Raw genomic sequence first — 17,282 nt, 5'->3', positions numbered from 1 at the left:
CATGCCTAAGCGAACAGATATTAATAGCATTCTCATTATTGGCGCTGGCCCAATTGTTATTGGTCAAGCTTGTGAATTTGATTATTCCGGCGCTCAAGCTTGTAAGGCTCTGCGTGAAGAAGGTTATCGGGTTATTTTAGTCAATTCTAACCCTGCAACCATTATGACCGATCCGGAAATGGCGGATGCAACCTATATTGAGCCGATTGATTGGACAACGGTGAGTAAAATTATTGAACAAGAAAGACCTGATGCCATTTTGCCCACCATGGGCGGACAAACAGCGCTCAATTGTGCGTTAGAACTGGATAGAAGAGGCATTTTGAAACAATTTAATGTCGAGATGATCGGCGCCACCGCTGATGCAATTGATAAAGCTGAAGATCGCAAACGTTTTGATCAAGCCATGAAAAAAATTGGTCTTGATACTGCCCGTTCCGGCATTGCTCACTCATTAAAAGAGGCTTATGCCGTACTTGAACAAGTTGGCTTTCCTTGCATTATCCGCCCTTCTTTTACTATGGGAGGAACCGGTGGCGGGATTGCTTATAACACTCAAGAATTTGATGAAATTTGTACCCGAGGACTTGATCTGTCGCCCACCAATGAACTCCTCATTGATGAGTCATTAATTGGTTGGAAAGAGTACGAAATGGAGGTGGTACGAGATAAAAATGATAACTGCATCATCGTCTGTTCGATTGAAAATGTTGACCCTATGGGCATTCATACCGGGGATTCCATTACCGTAGCCCCAGCTCAAACATTAACGGATAAAGAGTATCAAATCATGCGTAACGCATCGATAGCGGTACTTCGTGAAATTGGCGTTGAAACAGGTGGTTCGAATGTACAATTTTCGGTTGATCCTAAAACCGGACGCTTAATTGTGATTGAAATGAATCCAAGGGTATCACGCTCATCAGCATTAGCATCTAAAGCAACCGGTTTTCCAATCGCCAAAATTGCGGCCAAACTTGCGGTTGGCTATACCCTTGATGAGCTATCTAATGATATTACCGGAGGTAAAACGCCAGCGTCATTTGAGCCTTCGATCGACTATGTGGTGACAAAAATACCCCGCTTTAATTTCGAAAAGTTTGCCGGGTGTAATGATCGTCTAACAACCCAAATGAAATCAGTGGGTGAAGTGATGGCTATTGGGCGGACTTTTCAAGAATCATTACAAAAAGCGCTACGAGGGCTTGAAGTCGGTGCCTGTGGTTTTGATCCGAAAATTGACAATTATGATGATGAAAAAAATCTCAGCAAAATACGTTATGAACTGCAAGAAGCGGGCGCTGAACGAATTTGGTATATTGCTGACGCTTTTCGAGCCGGCTTTAGTTTAGATGAAATTTTCACATTAACGAATATCGATCGCTGGTTTTTAGTGCAAATTGAAGAACTTATCAGTCTTGAAAACCAACTAAAATCGCAATCATTAGCTAGCCTTAATTCAGAATCATTATGGCAACTTAAGCGTAAAGGTTTTTCAGATTTACGTATTGCTAAACTGTTGAATGTTGAAGAACAAGACGTTCGTGATCGACGAAACCAATACGATATTCATCCTGTATATAAACGAGTTGATACCTGCGCAGCAGAGTTCTCGACCGATACAGCTTATCTTTACTCAACCTATGAACAAGAGTGCGAAGCTAAACCACAATTCATTCACCCGAAGATTATGATATTAGGTGGTGGACCGAATCGGATTGGGCAAGGTATTGAGTTTGATTACTGTTGTGTACATGCAGCGCTGGCGCTCCGTGAAGATTGTTATGAAACAATTATGGTTAACTGTAATCCGGAAACGGTATCTACCGATTATGATACCTCAGATCGACTCTACTTTGAGCCAGTCACACTGGAAGATGTGCTTGAAATTGCTCACGTCGAAAAACCAAATGGCGTAATCGTACAATACGGCGGGCAAACACCATTAAAATTAGCCAGAGCACTTGAAGTCGCTGGGCTACCGATTATTGGTACTTCGCCAGATGCGATAGATCAAGCTGAAGATCGCAAACGTTTTCAGTCGATTGTCGATAAGTTAAAGTTAAAACAGCCAGTTAATGCAACGGTTACCGATATTGAAGATGCGGTGATTAAAGCCGAACAAATTGGCTATCCATTAGTGGTCAGACCGTCTTATGTGCTTGGTGGTCGAGCAATGGAAATTGTGTATAACGAGCAAGATTTAAGACGTTATTTTAAAACCGCAGTCAGTGAATCGAATAATGCTCCAGTACTACTTGATCACTTTTTAGATGATGCTATTGAAGTTGATATTGATGTCATTGCCGACGGCGAGCAAATCGTAATTGGCGGCATTATGGAGCATATTGAACAAGCGGGTATTCACTCGGGTGATTCTGCTTGTTCATTACCAACGTATACTTTAAGCCCAGAAATTTTAGATCAACTGCGCAAGCAAGCTAAACAATTAGCGTTAGAACTTAATGTAAAAGGTCTTATGAATGGACAATTTGCCGTCAAAGATAACCAAATTTATTTGATTGAAATCAACCCTCGAGCCGCTCGCACCGTACCATTTGTGTCGAAAGCTACCGGTTTGCCATTAGCGAAAATCGCTGCACGAGTTATGACAGGGCAATCACTGGCTAAACAAAATATCACCAAAGAAGTCATACCGCCTTATTACTCAGTGAAAGAGGTGGTATTACCGTTTAATAAATTTAGTGGCGTTGACCCAATTTTGGGGCCTGAAATGCGTTCAACCGGTGAAGTAATGGGAATTGGTAAAACCTTTGCCGAAGCCTTTGCCAAAGCACAACTTGGTAGCTTATCAAATATGAAAAAATCGGGAAAAGCTTTGCTATCTGTTCGTGATCAAGACAAAACTCGCTTGTTAGCGATCGCTAAACGATTAATTGCGCATGGCTTTAGTATTGATGCTACTTTTGGCACCGCTAAGGCATTACAACAAGCAGGCATACCCTGCCAAATCGTCAAAAAAGAGAACGAAGGACGCCCCAATATTCATGACCATATTAAAAATGGCGAATATAGCTATATTCTCAATACCACATCTGGACGGCCTGCTATTGAGGCATCGAAAATCCTACGCCGTAGTGCTATTCAATATAAAGTTCATTACGATACCACGATGAATGCGGCTTATGCCACAACTGCAGCATTAGACTGCGATCCAGCACAATATGTTGTTTCATTGCAAACACTTTATGCATAAATATTGGCTAAAAAGTAAGCCTGTAAAATACATAGCGGCTGACAGATTTGCGCAAAACAAGAACCTTAGTACGATATAAAATATAGTACTAAGGTTGATTTAAAAATTGTGATAATTTGCAGGCTTTTTGCACTTGTATTAACTTTACGCTAAATAAACCTTAATCACTTGCCATTGACTAATGTTGCATCTTATTTATTTGCTATATCCAAATTATAAGTAAATTTTTATTTAAATTGTCGACGATTTAATTAATTGTATTTATTTAGAATTTTGATTAACTATAGCTAAAATATCGGCCTCTGTCAGTTTCTGCGTCGGATTAGCAAAAGCGTAACAAGTTGGTTTTTTGTCAATAAAGACCTCTGATGTAAAATTCAAATTCTTAATATCATTAAAAACCCAGGCAGCAAGATAATAATTTTGTGTGCCGGTTAAATGATAATAAAGGTGAGATCCGCACTGCTGACAAAATGCTCTTTCAGCCCATTGTGATGAAGGATAATGACGTATATTGTCTTGACCTTCTACGGTAAGCTCTCCGTTATACATTAATGACATAAAAGGTCCGGCACTCCACTTCCGACAGGTTTCACAGTGACAGGCACTTAAATGTAAGTTTTTGAAAGGGACAACCAACTTAACTTTGCCACATAAACATGTCCCATGATACTCAGTTGACATAAATACTCCTTTTTGATTGAAATGAATAATTTTTACTCAAACCTAAATCATTATAACTAAAAAACAAGCAAATCTTGTCAAGAAGTTTCAGAAACACCCTACGTTTTAGTAAAAAAACCGTATTTATTTGTTTAAAAATGTTTAAAATTAGCTCGATTAAGCAAAAAGGTATTGCTTTATTATTTTATTACTATAATATAGCCACCTCTTTGACGCGGGGTGGAGCAGCTTGGTAGCTCGTCGGGCTCATAACCCGAAGGTCGTTGGTTCAAATCCAGCCCCCGCAACCAATTCCTCAAAAATCTATTCTAAATTATTCTTAATAATAAACTATTCTGATTTCGGTACAGCCAGTAGCGTTGATACAGCTTCACTAATTCTTCTAGCAATATAGCTATTATTCATGGTGTACAAATGGATACCGTCAACATTTTGTGAAACTAAATCAACAATCTGATCGATAGCATAAGCAATACCGGCGTCACGGAACGCATCAGGGTGATGCTCGTATTTCTCCATCATCTGTTTGAATTTCTTCGGTAGATTTACGCCACACATCGATACCATACGTTCAATTTGGTTTTTGTTCGTTACCGGCATAATCCCTGCTTCAATTGGTACATTAATTCCCATATCACGGGCTTTGTCTAAGAAAGTATAAAAATAGTCATTATCAAAAAATAGCTGTGATATGAGTTGATCTGTTCCTGCACTCACCTTTTCTTTTAAATGTATTAAATCTTGTTTTAGCGTTGATGCTTCAAGATGTCCTTCAGGATAACAGGCCCCAATCACATTAAAATCACCATTTTCTTTAATAAATGAAACCAGCTCGCTGGCATAGCGAAAATCATCTTTAGGTGTAACTGTTGGGCTAATATCCCCTCGCAAAGCAAGCACATTATCGATACCGGCACATTTAAGATCATGAAGAATTTTTTGCATTTCTGCTTTATCGAAATTAATTCCTGGCAAATGAGCAACACTTTCAATGCCATAAGTATGTTTGACAGCGTGGGCGATATCAATTGTCGTTTGACCATTCAAACTACCACCTGCGCCATAAGTAACACTGATAAAATCAGGTTTGAAGTAACCAAGTTCACGCAATGTGCTATAGATTGTCTCTAAAGGTGACGTTTTTTTAGGGGGAAAAACTTCAAAAGAGAACACGGTTTTTTTATTAAAGAGTAAATTTGTTTTCATCTGTATCATCCATTGGTGTGATTACTATTATCCTTACTGACATTTCCGCCGCCAAAATCGGCGGCGGAAATTAAGGTAAAGCAAATTAATTAACGCTGTTAATTAAGTGTTTTTCGAACTTCTAATGTTGCTTGAACTAAATGTTCTAAACTTGCAACAACTTCTTTCTCACCACGAGTTTTTAAACCACAATCCGGATTAATCCAAAGTTTTTGCTTGTCAATTTTTGCCAGTAACTTCTCAATTGTTGCTTTGATTTCAGCAACCGGTGGTACACGTGGTGAATGGATATCATAAACACCCGGTCCAACTTCAGTTTTAAAATTATTGGCTTTAAGCACATCAATCAATTGTAGATTAGAACGTGATGCTTCAAATGAAATCACATCAGCATCCATAGCATCGATATCTTTGATAATGTCAGCAAATTCGCTATAACACATATGTGTATGAATTTGTGTATCAGCTTGTACTTTGCTGTGCACTAATCTAAATGCCGGAATAGCCCAATCCAGATATTCACTATTCCAATCAGCTTTACGTAATGGTAATTTCTCTTTTAACGCCGCTTCATCAATTTGGATGACTTTAATGCCGGCTGCTTCGAGATCTAACACCTCATCACTGATAGCTAAACCAATTTGGAATACTGACTCTTTTTGTGAAATATCTTCACGAGGGAACGACCAGTTAAGGATCGTCACTGGGCCAGTTAACATGCCTTTAACGGGTTTGTCAGTTAGGCTTTGTGCATATTGTGAATATTCAACGGTAATTGGTTTAGAGCGTGAAATATCACCCCATACAATTGGTGGCTTAACACAACGAGTACCATATGATTGCACCCATGCTTTTTCAGTAAAGACAAAACCATTTAAGCTTTCACCAAAATACTCAACCATGTCATTACGTTCAAATTCGCCGTGAACTAACACATCAATACCAATCTGTTCTTGAAGCTTGATGCATTCTGCAATTTTTTGTTTGTTAAACTCGGTATATTCATTTAAACAAATTTCACCTTTCTTGAATTTTGCACGGTTTAAACGTACATCAGGTGTTTGCGGAAATGAACCAATCGTTGTTGTAGGTAATAATGGCAAATTAAAGGCTTTTTTCTGTGCTGCTTCACGTACTGAAAATTCCGGTAGACGAGTAAAATCAGACGCTTTTAAAGCCGAAACTTTTTGACGTACCGCTTGATTTGCTCCTTCACGCTCACGCGTAAATAGGGTTTGATTTGCTTTGTAAGCCGGACTATTTTCAAAATTCGAGTCTTTGACTAATTCACCAAGTTCAGCTAACTCTTGTAGTTTTTCTTGAGCAAAAGCAAAATAAGCTCGTTGTTGAATCGTTAATTTGGTTTCGTTTTGTAATGTATAAGGTACATGCAGTAACGAACACGAAGTATTAATCACAATGTTTGCCGCTTTTTGCTTAATTTTTGCGACTAATTCCAATGTTTTTTTATAATTATTTTTCCAAATATTTTTACCATTTACCACACCAGCAAATAACACTTTATCAGACGGGAAACCATGACTTTCAAGTAATGCTAAGGATTGTTTACCTTCAACAAAATCAAGTCCGATACCGTCAAATGGTAACGCCACTAATTGTTGGTAACAATCACGCACATCGCCAAAGTAAGTTTGTAAAACCACTTTGGTTGTACCTTTAACGGATAAAATTGACTGATAAAGCTCATTGAATAAAGCGATATCTTCATGAGTTAAATCAGTCACTAAAATTGGCTCATCAATTTGTATCCACTGCGCACCAAGTGCAGTATATTTCTGAATAATTTCTTGATAGGCTCTAATAATATCGGCCTTAAAATCAACTAGCTGTTTATTACCTAAATACTGTGCTAATTTGAAAAAGGTTAATGCGCCAATCACAACCGGTTTGGTTTGAATACCTAATGCTTTGGCTTCTTGATATTCGTCAAAAGGTTTGGTACTGGCTAGTTTTATTTGTAGTGAATCTTCAATTTCTGGCACTAAGTAGTGGTAATTAGTGTTAAACCATTTTTTCATTGCCAGCGCTCGCACATCACCTTTTTCACCTTGATAACCACGCGCCATGGCAAAATAACGATCGAGTTCAGGTAAGCCTAAATCTTGATAACGTTTCGGGATAACATTCAGTAAACAGGCCGTATCTAATACTGCATCATAAAATGAAAAGTCATTAGATGAGATTAAAGCAATTTTATGTGATGCTTGTTGTTGTAGATGTTCAGCACGTAGGGCTTTTGCTTCATTTAATAATTCAGCTTGGGTTTTGTTACCTTTAAAATAAGCTTCGGTTGCAAATTTAAGCTCACGAAGTTTACCAACACGAGGATATCCAATAACTGCAGTATTCATTTTCTTTTCCTTATTTAGCATTTAGCACTTTTCTTTAGTGGTTAAAAAGATAGCAAAAAAAAATGTTATTGAATAATTCTAGTTTTTTATCAAAAGATATAGTTTTTAACTATATCAAAAGGTATAAAAAAATCCCTCTGTTTTTCAACAGAAGGATTGAAACAGATGAAAATTAATAAACTAACTACTGGCGCCATTCGCCACGGATTGGTCTTGAAAAATGAGCAAGCACAGCGATCATACAGATTTCGATTGATACGCCCCAATAGATATGCCCTAAAATTTCACTCCAAAGTTCATAACCATTTAGGTTCCATAACCAACCAACGGTGCCTTGCGGATCATAAGCGGGATGACGAAAACCTAATAGCGGAATTAAAAAACCGTGCATCATAACGGTAATGATAATGCCATAAAATGCACCATACCATAATCGAATATTATTCCAAAAGTAGGCAATAAATACATAAACGAAGGCAAAGGCAAAACTAAATAACCAGTGATAAAGTGTTACTGCGCCCGAAACGATTGCCGTTTGGTAAACATAATCAAGTGAATGAGAATTAATGCCTAACCAACCAAGCCATGCATCAATGTGTGCCGCAGGTGGTGAAATTTCCCCAGGAACACGAGGAGGCATATTAACTTCAGAACCCCATTTAACCAGTGCGCTAATGAATCCACCAATCAGAGTAGTCCAAACAATAATTTGACGATTTATTTTATTTCCAAACATTTAAAAATACCTTTATAGTTTAAAAGTTTGTAAATTATATCCGTAAGAAATTTTAGAATAAAGAACAATAAGCCGAATTAATCGAGTACAAAAGTTATTGTTATAATTGGTAAAAATTATTTATTAAGTGCCTTTTTTTAGCATAGCTTAAAAGTGCGAATAAGTTTTCCATGGATTTAGGTTATGAATGTAGAAATTGTACAATCTCCTGCATTAGCCGTCATTGAACATTATTATTCCCCTTTATTAGAGAATAACACTCTAAAAAATTTATTAAATAGCGACAAGAAAACAATTTTTTAGATAGTCAAAAGTATCAAAGTTATGGTATTCATTATACCAATCCCAACACGACGCCTCTCAGTGGGCATCATGTCGATTTTGCAATATCGATAAATTGCACAATTCCCTCAAATGATTACGGAATCATCAATAAAAAAATACCACAACTTCGTTGTGCCAAGGCAAGGGATATTGGCTCTAGAGAAAATAATCAAGCCATTATTTACTTACTTGAAACATGGCTTCCACAAAGTTGCGAGCGGATAGAGAACTTTCCTCCAATTTTCCATTATGTAAATGTCGGTTTAAACATTCAACCACAAGAGATGATCACTGATGTTTATTTGCCATTAGCGTAAATTAATTATTATCTTTTTAAAAATTAATGCTTATAAAAATAATTAACTGTATTTATTTACAGTGTTTTTGCTGTTATACTGCCAATATGGTAACCAACCTTATGTATTAATTTATTATGATAACGCAATTGACTATTAATAATTTTGCTATCGTCGATCAGTTGTTAGTTGATTTTACAACAGGGATGACCGCAATTACGGGTGAAACAGGCGCAGGTAAATCGATTGCGATCGATGCATTAGGGCTTTGTTTAGGAAATCGTTCTGATGCTTCAGCTATTCGTAATGGGGCTGATCGGGTTGATATTTCAGCCAGTTTTGTTCTTGATGATACTCCAGCAGCATACTCCTGGTTAACCGAAAATCAACTTGATGAAGGTAATGAATGTATTTTAAGAAGAGTTATCAATCAAGATGGGCGTTCGAAAGCATTTATTAATGGGCGTGCTGTTCCTATCTCACAATTAAAAGATTTAGGACAAATGTTAATACAAATTCATGGCCAACATGAACATCAGCGTTTATTACGAAGTGATTATCAACAAATTTTACTTAATCATTATATGAATGAGCCGACACTATTGTCGAATATGCAACAAGCTTATAAACAATGGAAATCTGCAAGCCAAGCTTATCAACAATATCTTTCTTCCAAACAAGAGCGTGATGCTCATGTTCAGTTATTACAATATCAATTAAAAGAGTTAAATGAATTTTCACCAATTGAAGGTGAATATCAACAAATCGATGAAGAATATAAAAAATTATCCAATAGCGAACAGCTAATTAATCTTAGCCAACAATCTATCATGCTATTAGATGAAGCAGATGAATATAATGTCAGCAACATGCTTAATAGTGTTAAACAAAGTATTCATGAGTTGGTCGCATTAGATCCTTCACTGAATGATGTTTTAGCTATGTTAGAAGATGCCGCTATTCAAATTAAAGAAGCTAGCTATGAATTACGCCATTATAGTGAGAGCTTAGAGCTCGATCCTGCAAGAGTGATGCAACTTGAACAACGCTTGTCTAAACAAATTGCTTTAGCGCGAAAACATCATGTTTCTCCTGAAGCATTACCTGAGTTACATCAAAATTTACTTAATGAATTTAAGCAGATTAATCAACAAGATGAACAAGGTGAACAGTTAAAAGAAGAGATCAAAAAGTATCAACAAATTGCGATAGAACTGGCTGCAAAATTGCATCAAAAACGATTAACAGTGAGTAAAACGTTGGCTAAAAAAGTAATGGCTATTATGCACGATTTATCTATGCCAAACGGTCAATTCAGTATAGATGTTATATTTGATGAAAATCGATTAAGTGAAGATGGCGCAGACCAAGTTTCTTTTTTAGTGAGTACTAATGCTGGGCAAGTGGTGCAGCCATTAGCCAAAGTTGCATCTGGTGGTGAATTGTCTCGTATCGCACTAGCCATACAGGTTTTGACTGCGCAAAAAATGGATACCCCAGCGTTGATTTTTGATGAAATTGATGTCGGTATTAGTGGACCAACAGCAGCTAAGGTTGGGCAACTGTTAAGGCAACTTGGTGAGTCAACACAAGTCATTACGGTAACGCATTTACCACAGGTAGCAGGTCAAGCTAATCAGCACTATTTTGTCAGTAAGCAAACGAATGGTAAACAAACATCGACAGATATGCAAAGATTAGATGAAAATGGACGTTTAAATGAACTAGCTCGGTTGTTAGGTGGGGATAAAATTACAGATGCAACGCTTGCCAATGCGAAAGAGTTACTTATTATCTAATTTAATTATGGTAATATATCGCCTTTAATTGGGATCGGAGAATAACGAGATCATGAGTCTATCTGGTAAACATATTTTATTAGGGATAACTGGTGGCATTGCTGCTTACAAATGCCCTGATCTTGTCCGCCATCTAAAAAAAGCAGGTGCGCAGGTACATGTGGTATTAACTGAGTCAGCGAACCATTTTGTCACGCCAATGACATTGCAAGCATTGTCTGGTAATACGGTATCAAGTGATTTATTTGACCCTTCTGCTGAACTATCGATGAGTCATATTGAATTAGCTAAATGGGCTGATTTGGTATTAATCGCTCCCGCTACGGCGAATATCATTGCGAAAATGGCAAATGGTATTGCTGATGATCTTTTATCAACAGTGTGTCTTGCAACACCAGCTAAAATTGCCCTAGCGCCAGCTATGAACCAACAGATGTATAAAGCTGCTGCAACTCAACAGAACTTAGCGACATTAGCTTCGCGAAATACCTTAATTTGGGGGCCTGATGATGGTTTTCAAGCTTGTGGTGATTTTGGTCCAGGGCGAATGATTGAACCTGCAACTATTGTTAAGCATGTTGAGAAGTATTTTTCAGCAACGTCAACACTTGCTGGAACCGAGATTACCATTACTGCAGGCCCAACCATTGAAGAGCTTGATCCGGTACGCTATATCAGTAATTACAGTTCAGGTAAAATGGGTTATGCTATTGCTCAGGCAGCGGCTGAAATTGGAGCAACAGTAAACTTAATCAGTGGTCCAGTTAATTTAGCAACACCAAATAATGTGAATCGCATTAATGTAAAAAGTGCTAATGAGATGTATGATGTGGCATTAAAGTTTGCTAAAAAATCATCAATTTTTATTTCTTGTGCGGCTGTTGCTGATTATAGAGCTGAAACTATTGCCACGAAAAAAATTAAAAAAACCGATGATAGTAATGAACTTGTTATTAAATTAGTTAAAAATCCTGATATTGTTGCCAACATTGCTTCATTAAAGAAAGGACGTCCGTTTGTTGTAGGCTTTGCCGCTGAAACCAATAACATAAAGGCTTATGCCCTTAAAAAATTAACCACTAAGAACTTAGATTTGATTTGTGCTAATGATGTGTCTGACAAGAAAATAGGCTTTAATTCTGATCAAAACGCATTAACCCTTTATTGGCAAAATGGTGAACAAACGTTACCATTAAGCAATAAGCAAGAATTAGCAAAAGAATTACTTCAAGCAGTTATAACACGATATAAAGCGAGTCATGATGAAAAGAAAAATTGATATAAAAGTATTAGATAAACGTTTAGGTAACGAGTTTCCACTGCCAACTTACGCAACTGAAGGTTCCGCAGGTATTGATTTAAGAGCAATGTTTGATAAAACAACCGAAATCAAAGCAGGCGAAACAATCTTAACCCCAACCGGATTATCAATGCATATTGCTGACACTAGTTTAGCTGCATTAGTATTACCTCGTTCAGGCCTTGGTTCAAAAAATGGTATTGTCCTTGGTAATTTAGTCGGTTTAATTGATTCCGATTATCAAGGACAGTTGTTTGTTCCCCTTTGGAACCGAAGTCAAAACCCATTTGTTATTGAGCCAGGTGATCGTATTGCTCAATTAATTATTGTGCCAGTCGTGCAAGCAGAATTTAATATTGTTGATGATTTTATCGAATCAGCGCGTGGCGAAGGTGGATTTGGGCATTCAGGTAAGAAATAATCGTGAGTAGCAAAAATAAAAATCGTAAAGAAGATATACTTCAAGCATTAGCAACAATGCTTGAATCCAATGAGGGAACACAACGAATAACTACTGCTAAATTAGCTGCAACTGTTGGTGTTTCTGAAGCGGCATTGTATAGGCATTTTCCAAGTAAAACTAAAATGTTTGAAAGTTTGATCGTTTATATTGAAGACATTTTGCTTTCTCGCATCAATGTGATTTTGCAAGATGAACCAAAAACATTTACGCGGCTTCAACTTATTTTGGCTTTAATCCTTGGTTTTTCTGAAAAGAATCCTGGGTTGACTCGGATTATGACTGGCCATGCGTTAATGTTTGAGCAAGACCAATTGCAAGAACGAATCAGTCAATTATTTGAACGTATCGAAACGCAGATAAAGCAAGTTATACGAGAAAGAAAAATCCGTGAAGGTGTGGCCTTTACCACTGATGAACGTATTTTATCTAGTCAGTTACTTGCTTTTTGCGAAGGAATGATGGCTCGTTATTCCCGTTCTGGTTTTAAATATCTACCAACAACAAACTTTGAAACCCGTTGGGCTTTATTAGCAAAACAGTTAGTTTAAACCAATTTAATCGCAATTATTCAATTAACTATTTCTGTTATTTTTACAGAGGATAATTTCATGAGTTTTGAAAATATAGTAAACCAGATTTGGTTGTTTATTGAGAAATATGATGGCGTAGTAATCAGTTATATTGCTCATTTTTGTTTTGCCATTCTTATTTTTTTAATTGGTCGAACAATTGCTAAATTTGTTGCTCGTCAATTAAGAAGAATTTTAACTAATCGCCATGTCGATCCGACTGTAGTTAAATTTGTTAGTTCTTTATCTTATTATGCCATTATTGTTATGACGCTAGTTGCCGTGTTAGGTCAACTTGGTGTGCAAACCGCATCAATTGTTGCGGTAATTGGTGCCGCCGGCTTAGCCGTAGGTTTAGCTCTGCAAGGTTCGTTGTCTAATTTTGCAGCTGGTGTCATTTTAATTATCTTTCGCCCATTTAGAGTTGGTGAAACAGTCATTATTAATAATCAGCAAGGTGTTATTGATTCGATTCAAATTTTTTCAACAACTATTGTCACGCCAACGAATGAAATGGTCGTCATTCCAAATGGACAAGTGGTTAGTGCAAATATTATTAACTATACTCGTTTGCCAGAAAGACGTTTAGATATAGTTGTTAATGTGGGATATGATTCTGATATTCAGAAAGTTTATAAAGTATTAAGAGAAGCTGTAAATAAAACTGATAATATTTTAACGAGTAAAGAACCGATTATACGTTTGGATTTGCTGGATGCTTCATCCATGAATTTTAATGTTTTAGTCTGGACGTTAAATGCTAATTATGGACCAGTAAAAGCTGTATTACTTGAGAATATTAAAAATGGGCTAACTGAAAATGGCATTAATATTCCTTACCCAACTATGGATGTAAATCTTAGTTCTCCGTCGTAATTTTCAACTACATTATGTATTCCGTTGTCATTGAACAACGGAATCATTTTTCAAAAATTAGATATCTTGATCCATGTTTAAAGCTGGTTTATCACAATCAGGACAACCAACAATTTTAGCAGGAACACCAGCTACTGTTGTATGTTCAGGAACAGGCTCTAAAACGACTGAACCAGCTCCAATTTTTGCTCCTTTACCTATTTCTATATTTCCTAAAATCGTTGAGTGCGCACCAATCATTACTCCTTCACGAATTTTAGGATGACGATCGCCATTTTCTTTTCCGGTTCCACCTAATGTCACTGATTGTAAAATAGAAACATCATTTTCAATAACTACGGTTTCACCAATGACTATCCCTGTTGCATGGTCAAACATAACACCACAGCCAATTTTAGCTGCTGGATGGATATCAACGCCAAATACAATAGCAATTTGACTCTGTAAAAAAGTTGCTAGTGATTTACGGTTTTGTTTCCAAAGCCAGTGTGCAATTCGATAAGCTTGTAGTGAAAGAAAACCTTTATAATAAAGTAGCGGTGTGGAATAGTAATTGGTTGCTGGATCTCGAATGTAAACAGCAAGTATATCGGTAATCGCGGCATTGATTATGTTGTTATCTGCTTGATAAGCTTGTCTAGCAATTTCTCGAATCTCAATTGCCGGTACAACTTGGGTTGCAAGCTTGTTAGCTAAAATATAACTTAATGCACTACCTAAATTTTCATGATTAAGTAAAGTTGCATGGAAATAGCTTGCTAACATTGGCTCACTTTCAACGAGCTTTGATGCTTCTTCTCGGATTGTCTGCCATAACATGTCCGGTTTAACCACTTTTTTGCTTGTATTCACACCAAGTACCTATATAGATTTAAACGTCAGTCTCAACAATTTATATTGTTTCGCAAACTAAGAATAGAAGCAAGCTTTCTCTATAGATATTATAAAATGGGAACAAATTGTTCCCATTTTTATAACATTTAAGAATGATGGTTATTTTTCTGTTTTTTGTTTATTGTCACTTAAAGTAAATGTTGCAATAAATAAAATGACAAATACTATTGCTGCTAGTACATAGAAAGTAGTTGAATATCCTGTTTTATCAAATAACTTACCTACAATCCATGACAATACAATAACACCTACATTTGATGAGATGTTAAATCCAACTAAGTATAGTGTGGATGATAGTCTCGCATCAAAGTTGGCTACAGCGTATTTAAATACGGCTAGAATAAATAGTGGTGTTTCAATTGCGTGGAAAAGTTTAACTAATGAAATTAGATAAACATTATCTAACGTTGCAGATAATGAGATTCGGCATACCATTACCAACGCTGCTGCTAGTAAAGCTTTTTTTGCACCAATTTTATTAATAAAATAGGGTACTAAAATCATACAAGCTGCTTCTAAAAAAACTTGGAAAGAATTTAAATATCCATAAACTTGATAGCCACTTTCTGGTTTATCAAAAAAGCTGGTATAGAAATTTGGGAATAGTTGCTGATCATATATGGTATAAAAGCTATTAGTACCGATTATAAAAAAGACAAATAACCAAAACTTTTTCATACCAAATAGTGAAAAAATTTCACTCATGGTAGGGATAGATGGTTTTTCCATGACGGCTTGTGTTTTACCGTTTGCCAAAGACTCTTGTTTAGGTTTGAAAACTAAATTGATGGTGAAATAGATAGCTGCAACGCCAGATGCCATCCAGAAGTTAATGTGAGGGTTAATGCCAAATAAAATACCAGCAACAAAAGTTGCAGCAGCATAACCAAATGATCCCCAGAATCTTGCTGGGCCAAATTCAAAACCAAATAGACGACTAATTCGCTCGATAAAAGAGTCAATCAAAGCACATCCAGAAATAAAACCAGCACTTAAGACTGGGGCACCAATACAGACACCCAAAATAAAATCATTTCGAAGTAAAGGCTCATAGATATAAATTAAAAACGGGCCAATAAGTAACATGATAATACTTTGGAAGGTAATTACCGCTTTACCTATCTGCAATTTATCTTGGATAATGCCATAAAAAATCATAAAAAACATGGCTGCAGCAGAGTTAGCAGAATAAACAACCCCTAATTGTTCACCAGATAAACCAATTTGGCTTTTGAGCCAAATGGCATAAAAAGACCACCAAAGTGACCATGCTGCATAAAAGGTAACAAGATAGCCTGACGAGAACCAATAATTTCTATTTTGTATTATATCTATATTCATTTTCATTCTCTTTTTATGTTGAAGTTTAACGTTAACATGTTAATGTTAACATTATTGTCATAATTGGAATAAAATAGAAACAACCAATTATCATAAATGTTACTTTCCTCACACTTTTTATCATTTTTATTTGTGGTATCATCATACAAAGCTAAAATTTATTATTATTTTTAATGTGAGCAAAAGGATTCAACTATGGCTTCACTCAAGGATGTTGCTAGATTGGCATCAGTTTCATTGATGACGGTTTCTCGAGCAATCAATAATCCTGACAAACTCAATAAAGAAACATATAAAAAAGTGAAGAAAGCTATTGAGGAGCTTAATTATGTGCCGGATTTATCTGCACGAAAGATTCGAGGAGATAATTCTGGCCCTTATGCTATTGGTGTGCTGGCATTAGAAACGGCGACAACGCCATTCTCAGTTGAATTACTTCAAGCAATAGAAAAAACAGCTCAACAACATGGTTGGAATACGTTTATTGTTAATTTATTTGATGATAAAGATGCTGATCATGCGATTAATACTCTTTTATCTTATCGACCTAATGGTATTATTTATACAACAATGGGGTTAAGAAAAGTTCAACTGCCAGATAAATTGCTTGGTAAAAATGTGGTATTAGCAAACTGCATTAGTGATTCTGAGCTGCTTGCTTGTTACATCCCTGATGATTATTCTGGTCAATATCAAGCGATGCAGAATGTAATAAATAAGGGATATAAAAAACCATTATGTATCTATTTATCAGAAAATACTTTAGCGGGTAAAATTAGGCGTAAAGCTGCTGAGCAAGCATGGTTAGATGCTGGCAACGATTTAAACGATATCAAGAGTTATCATACTTTAATGTCACCTGCAAACCTTTCCCTAGAATATATGATGACGATAGAAATTTTGGCAAAACATTGTGTTAAAAAACCAGATTTTGATGTATTAATTTGTGGTAACGATAGAATTGCTTTTGTTGCTTATCAATTTTTACTTGGTAAAGGATTTCATATTCCCAACGATGTTGCGGTTCTTGGTTATGACAATATGGTTGGTACTGGTGAACTTTTTTATCCTTCACTGACTACTGTACAATTACCACATTATGAAATAGGTCAAAAAGCAGCTCTGCATATAATCAATAGTGAAAGTAAAAAAACTATCACTCACATACCATCACCATATTTAGAACGAGAATCTTTATAACAAAA

13 protein-coding genes, 1 tRNA gene and 1 pseudogene are annotated in these 17,282 nt (G+C 36.3%); 9 read left to right on the top strand and 6 right to left on the bottom strand.

Annotation, left to right across the window (positions count from 1 at the left end; genetic code table 11):
• Position 1: 1 nt before the first annotated feature.
• Positions 2–3,217, top strand: a complete 3,216-nt coding sequence (gene carB, locus A9G08_RS05390) for a carbamoyl-phosphate synthase large subunit (RefSeq protein WP_065562713.1) — start codon at positions 2–4, stop codon at positions 3,215–3,217.
• 261 nt (positions 3,218–3,478) lie between these two features.
• On the opposite strand, the gene A9G08_RS05385 is transcribed toward carB, so the two are convergent.
• Entirely contained in the window at positions 3,479–3,901 is a 423-nt protein-coding gene (locus tag A9G08_RS05385; RefSeq protein WP_065562712.1) for a GFA family protein, read from the bottom strand.
• Positions 3,902–4,114: 213 nt separating this feature from the next.
• Here A9G08_RS05385 and A9G08_RS05380 point away from each other — a divergent pair.
• Positions 4,115–4,191: transfer RNA gene (locus A9G08_RS05380), tRNA-Met, on the top strand.
• Between the two features lie 40 nt (positions 4,192–4,231).
• Here the strand turns inward: A9G08_RS05380 and metF are convergent.
• The 3 genes from metF to A9G08_RS05365 form a co-directional block, all read right to left on the bottom strand.
• Complete coding sequence (metF, locus tag A9G08_RS05375) at positions 4,232–5,107, bottom strand: methylenetetrahydrofolate reductase [NAD(P)H] (RefSeq protein ID WP_065562711.1); 876 nt, start codon at positions 5,105–5,107, stop codon at positions 4,232–4,234.
• Between the two features lie 98 nt (positions 5,108–5,205).
• Entirely contained in the window at positions 5,206–7,479 is a 2,274-nt protein-coding gene (metE, locus tag A9G08_RS05370; RefSeq protein ID WP_065562710.1) for a 5-methyltetrahydropteroyltriglutamate--homocysteine S-methyltransferase, read from the bottom strand.
• Positions 7,480–7,663: 184 nt separating this feature from the next.
• Positions 7,664–8,215 carry a YagU family protein gene (locus A9G08_RS05365; RefSeq protein ID WP_065562709.1) on the bottom strand — a complete coding sequence of 184 codons (552 nt, stop codon included), beginning with the start codon at positions 8,213–8,215 and terminating at the stop codon, positions 7,664–7,666.
• A gap of 308 nt (positions 8,216–8,523) precedes the next feature.
• Between A9G08_RS05365 and A9G08_RS11845 the strand changes: the two are divergent.
• From A9G08_RS11845 to A9G08_RS05340, 6 genes and pseudogenes are all read left to right on the top strand, one after another.
• Positions 8,524–8,856: pseudogene (locus tag A9G08_RS11845) on the top strand (AraC family transcriptional regulator); the annotation flags it as partial.
• A 116-nt stretch (positions 8,857–8,972) separates the two neighbouring features.
• Positions 8,973–10,634 (top strand): DNA repair protein RecN, encoded by a 1,662-nt coding sequence (recN, locus tag A9G08_RS05360; RefSeq protein WP_065562708.1) that lies wholly within the window; start codon positions 8,973–8,975, stop codon positions 10,632–10,634.
• Positions 10,635–10,686: 52 nt separating this feature from the next.
• On the top strand, positions 10,687–11,913 hold the full coding sequence (gene coaBC / locus A9G08_RS05355) for a bifunctional phosphopantothenoylcysteine decarboxylase/phosphopantothenate--cysteine ligase CoaBC (RefSeq protein WP_081299497.1): 1,227 nt from the start codon (positions 10,687–10,689) through the stop codon (positions 11,911–11,913).
• The gene (dut, locus tag A9G08_RS05350) at positions 11,897–12,355 is read left to right on the top strand and encodes a dUTP diphosphatase (RefSeq protein WP_065562707.1); all 459 of its coding nucleotides are present in this window, start codon (positions 11,897–11,899) and stop codon (positions 12,353–12,355) included. The genes coaBC and dut overlap by 17 nt, the downstream gene beginning before the upstream one ends.
• 2 nt (positions 12,356–12,357) lie before the next feature.
• A complete protein-coding gene (gene slmA / locus A9G08_RS05345) occupies positions 12,358–12,945 on the top strand; it encodes a nucleoid occlusion factor SlmA (protein ID WP_255305725.1) in 588 nt (195 codons plus the stop codon).
• Between the two features lie 60 nt (positions 12,946–13,005).
• Positions 13,006–13,842: a mechanosensitive ion channel domain-containing protein gene (locus A9G08_RS05340; RefSeq protein WP_065562705.1), complete on the top strand. Its 837-nt coding sequence runs from the start codon at positions 13,006–13,008 to the stop codon at positions 13,840–13,842.
• Positions 13,843–13,899: 57 nt separating this feature from the next.
• On the opposite strand, the gene cysE is transcribed toward A9G08_RS05340, so the two are convergent.
• Both cysE and A9G08_RS05330 read right to left on the bottom strand, forming a co-directional pair.
• Positions 13,900–14,661, bottom strand: coding sequence for a serine O-acetyltransferase (gene cysE, locus A9G08_RS05335; RefSeq protein WP_065562771.1), 762 nt, complete (start codon positions 14,659–14,661; stop codon positions 13,900–13,902).
• Positions 14,662–14,835: 174 nt separating this feature from the next.
• A complete protein-coding gene (locus A9G08_RS05330; RefSeq protein WP_218058414.1) occupies positions 14,836–16,077 on the bottom strand; it encodes an oligosaccharide MFS transporter in 1,242 nt (413 codons plus the stop codon).
• 195 nt (positions 16,078–16,272) lie between these two features.
• Between A9G08_RS05330 and A9G08_RS05325 the strand changes: the two genes are divergently transcribed.
• Positions 16,273–17,277: a LacI family DNA-binding transcriptional regulator gene (locus A9G08_RS05325; RefSeq protein ID WP_065562703.1), complete on the top strand. Its 1,005-nt coding sequence runs from the start codon at positions 16,273–16,275 to the stop codon at positions 17,275–17,277.
• The last annotated feature ends 5 nt before the right edge of the window (positions 17,278–17,282 follow it).

The organism is Gilliamella sp. wkB195 (genome assembly GCF_001690445.1).
In the GTDB taxonomy this organism is placed as follows: domain Bacteria; phylum Pseudomonadota; class Gammaproteobacteria; order Enterobacterales; family Orbaceae; genus Gilliamella; species Gilliamella apicola_E.
This window is presented reverse-complemented; position numbering and strand designations above follow the sequence as displayed.

Coding starts and splice junctions, on each gene's coding strand:
- carB (WP_065562713.1), top strand. CDS start 2: ATGCCTAAGCGAACAGATATTAATAGCATTCTCATTATTGGCGCTGGC.
- A9G08_RS05385 (WP_065562712.1), bottom strand. CDS start 3,901: ATGTCAACTGAGTATCATGGGACATGTTTATGTGGCAAAGTTAAGTTG.
- metF (WP_065562711.1), bottom strand. CDS start 5,107: ATGAAAACAAATTTACTCTTTAATAAAAAAACCGTGTTCTCTTTTGAA.
- metE (WP_065562710.1), bottom strand. CDS start 7,479: ATGAATACTGCAGTTATTGGATATCCTCGTGTTGGTAAACTTCGTGAG.
- A9G08_RS05365 (WP_065562709.1), bottom strand. CDS start 8,215: ATGTTTGGAAATAAAATAAATCGTCAAATTATTGTTTGGACTACTCTG.
- recN (WP_065562708.1), top strand. CDS start 8,973: ATGATAACGCAATTGACTATTAATAATTTTGCTATCGTCGATCAGTTG.
- coaBC (WP_081299497.1), top strand. CDS start 10,687: ATGAGTCTATCTGGTAAACATATTTTATTAGGGATAACTGGTGGCATT.
- dut (WP_065562707.1), top strand. CDS start 11,897: ATGAAAAGAAAAATTGATATAAAAGTATTAGATAAACGTTTAGGTAAC.
- A9G08_RS05340 (WP_065562705.1), top strand. CDS start 13,006: ATGAGTTTTGAAAATATAGTAAACCAGATTTGGTTGTTTATTGAGAAA.
- cysE (WP_065562771.1), bottom strand. CDS start 14,661: ATGTTATGGCAGACAATCCGAGAAGAAGCATCAAAGCTCGTTGAAAGT.
- A9G08_RS05330 (WP_218058414.1), bottom strand. CDS start 16,077: ATGAATATAGATATAATACAAAATAGAAATTATTGGTTCTCGTCAGGC.
- A9G08_RS05325 (WP_065562703.1), top strand. CDS start 16,273: ATGGCTTCACTCAAGGATGTTGCTAGATTGGCATCAGTTTCATTGATG.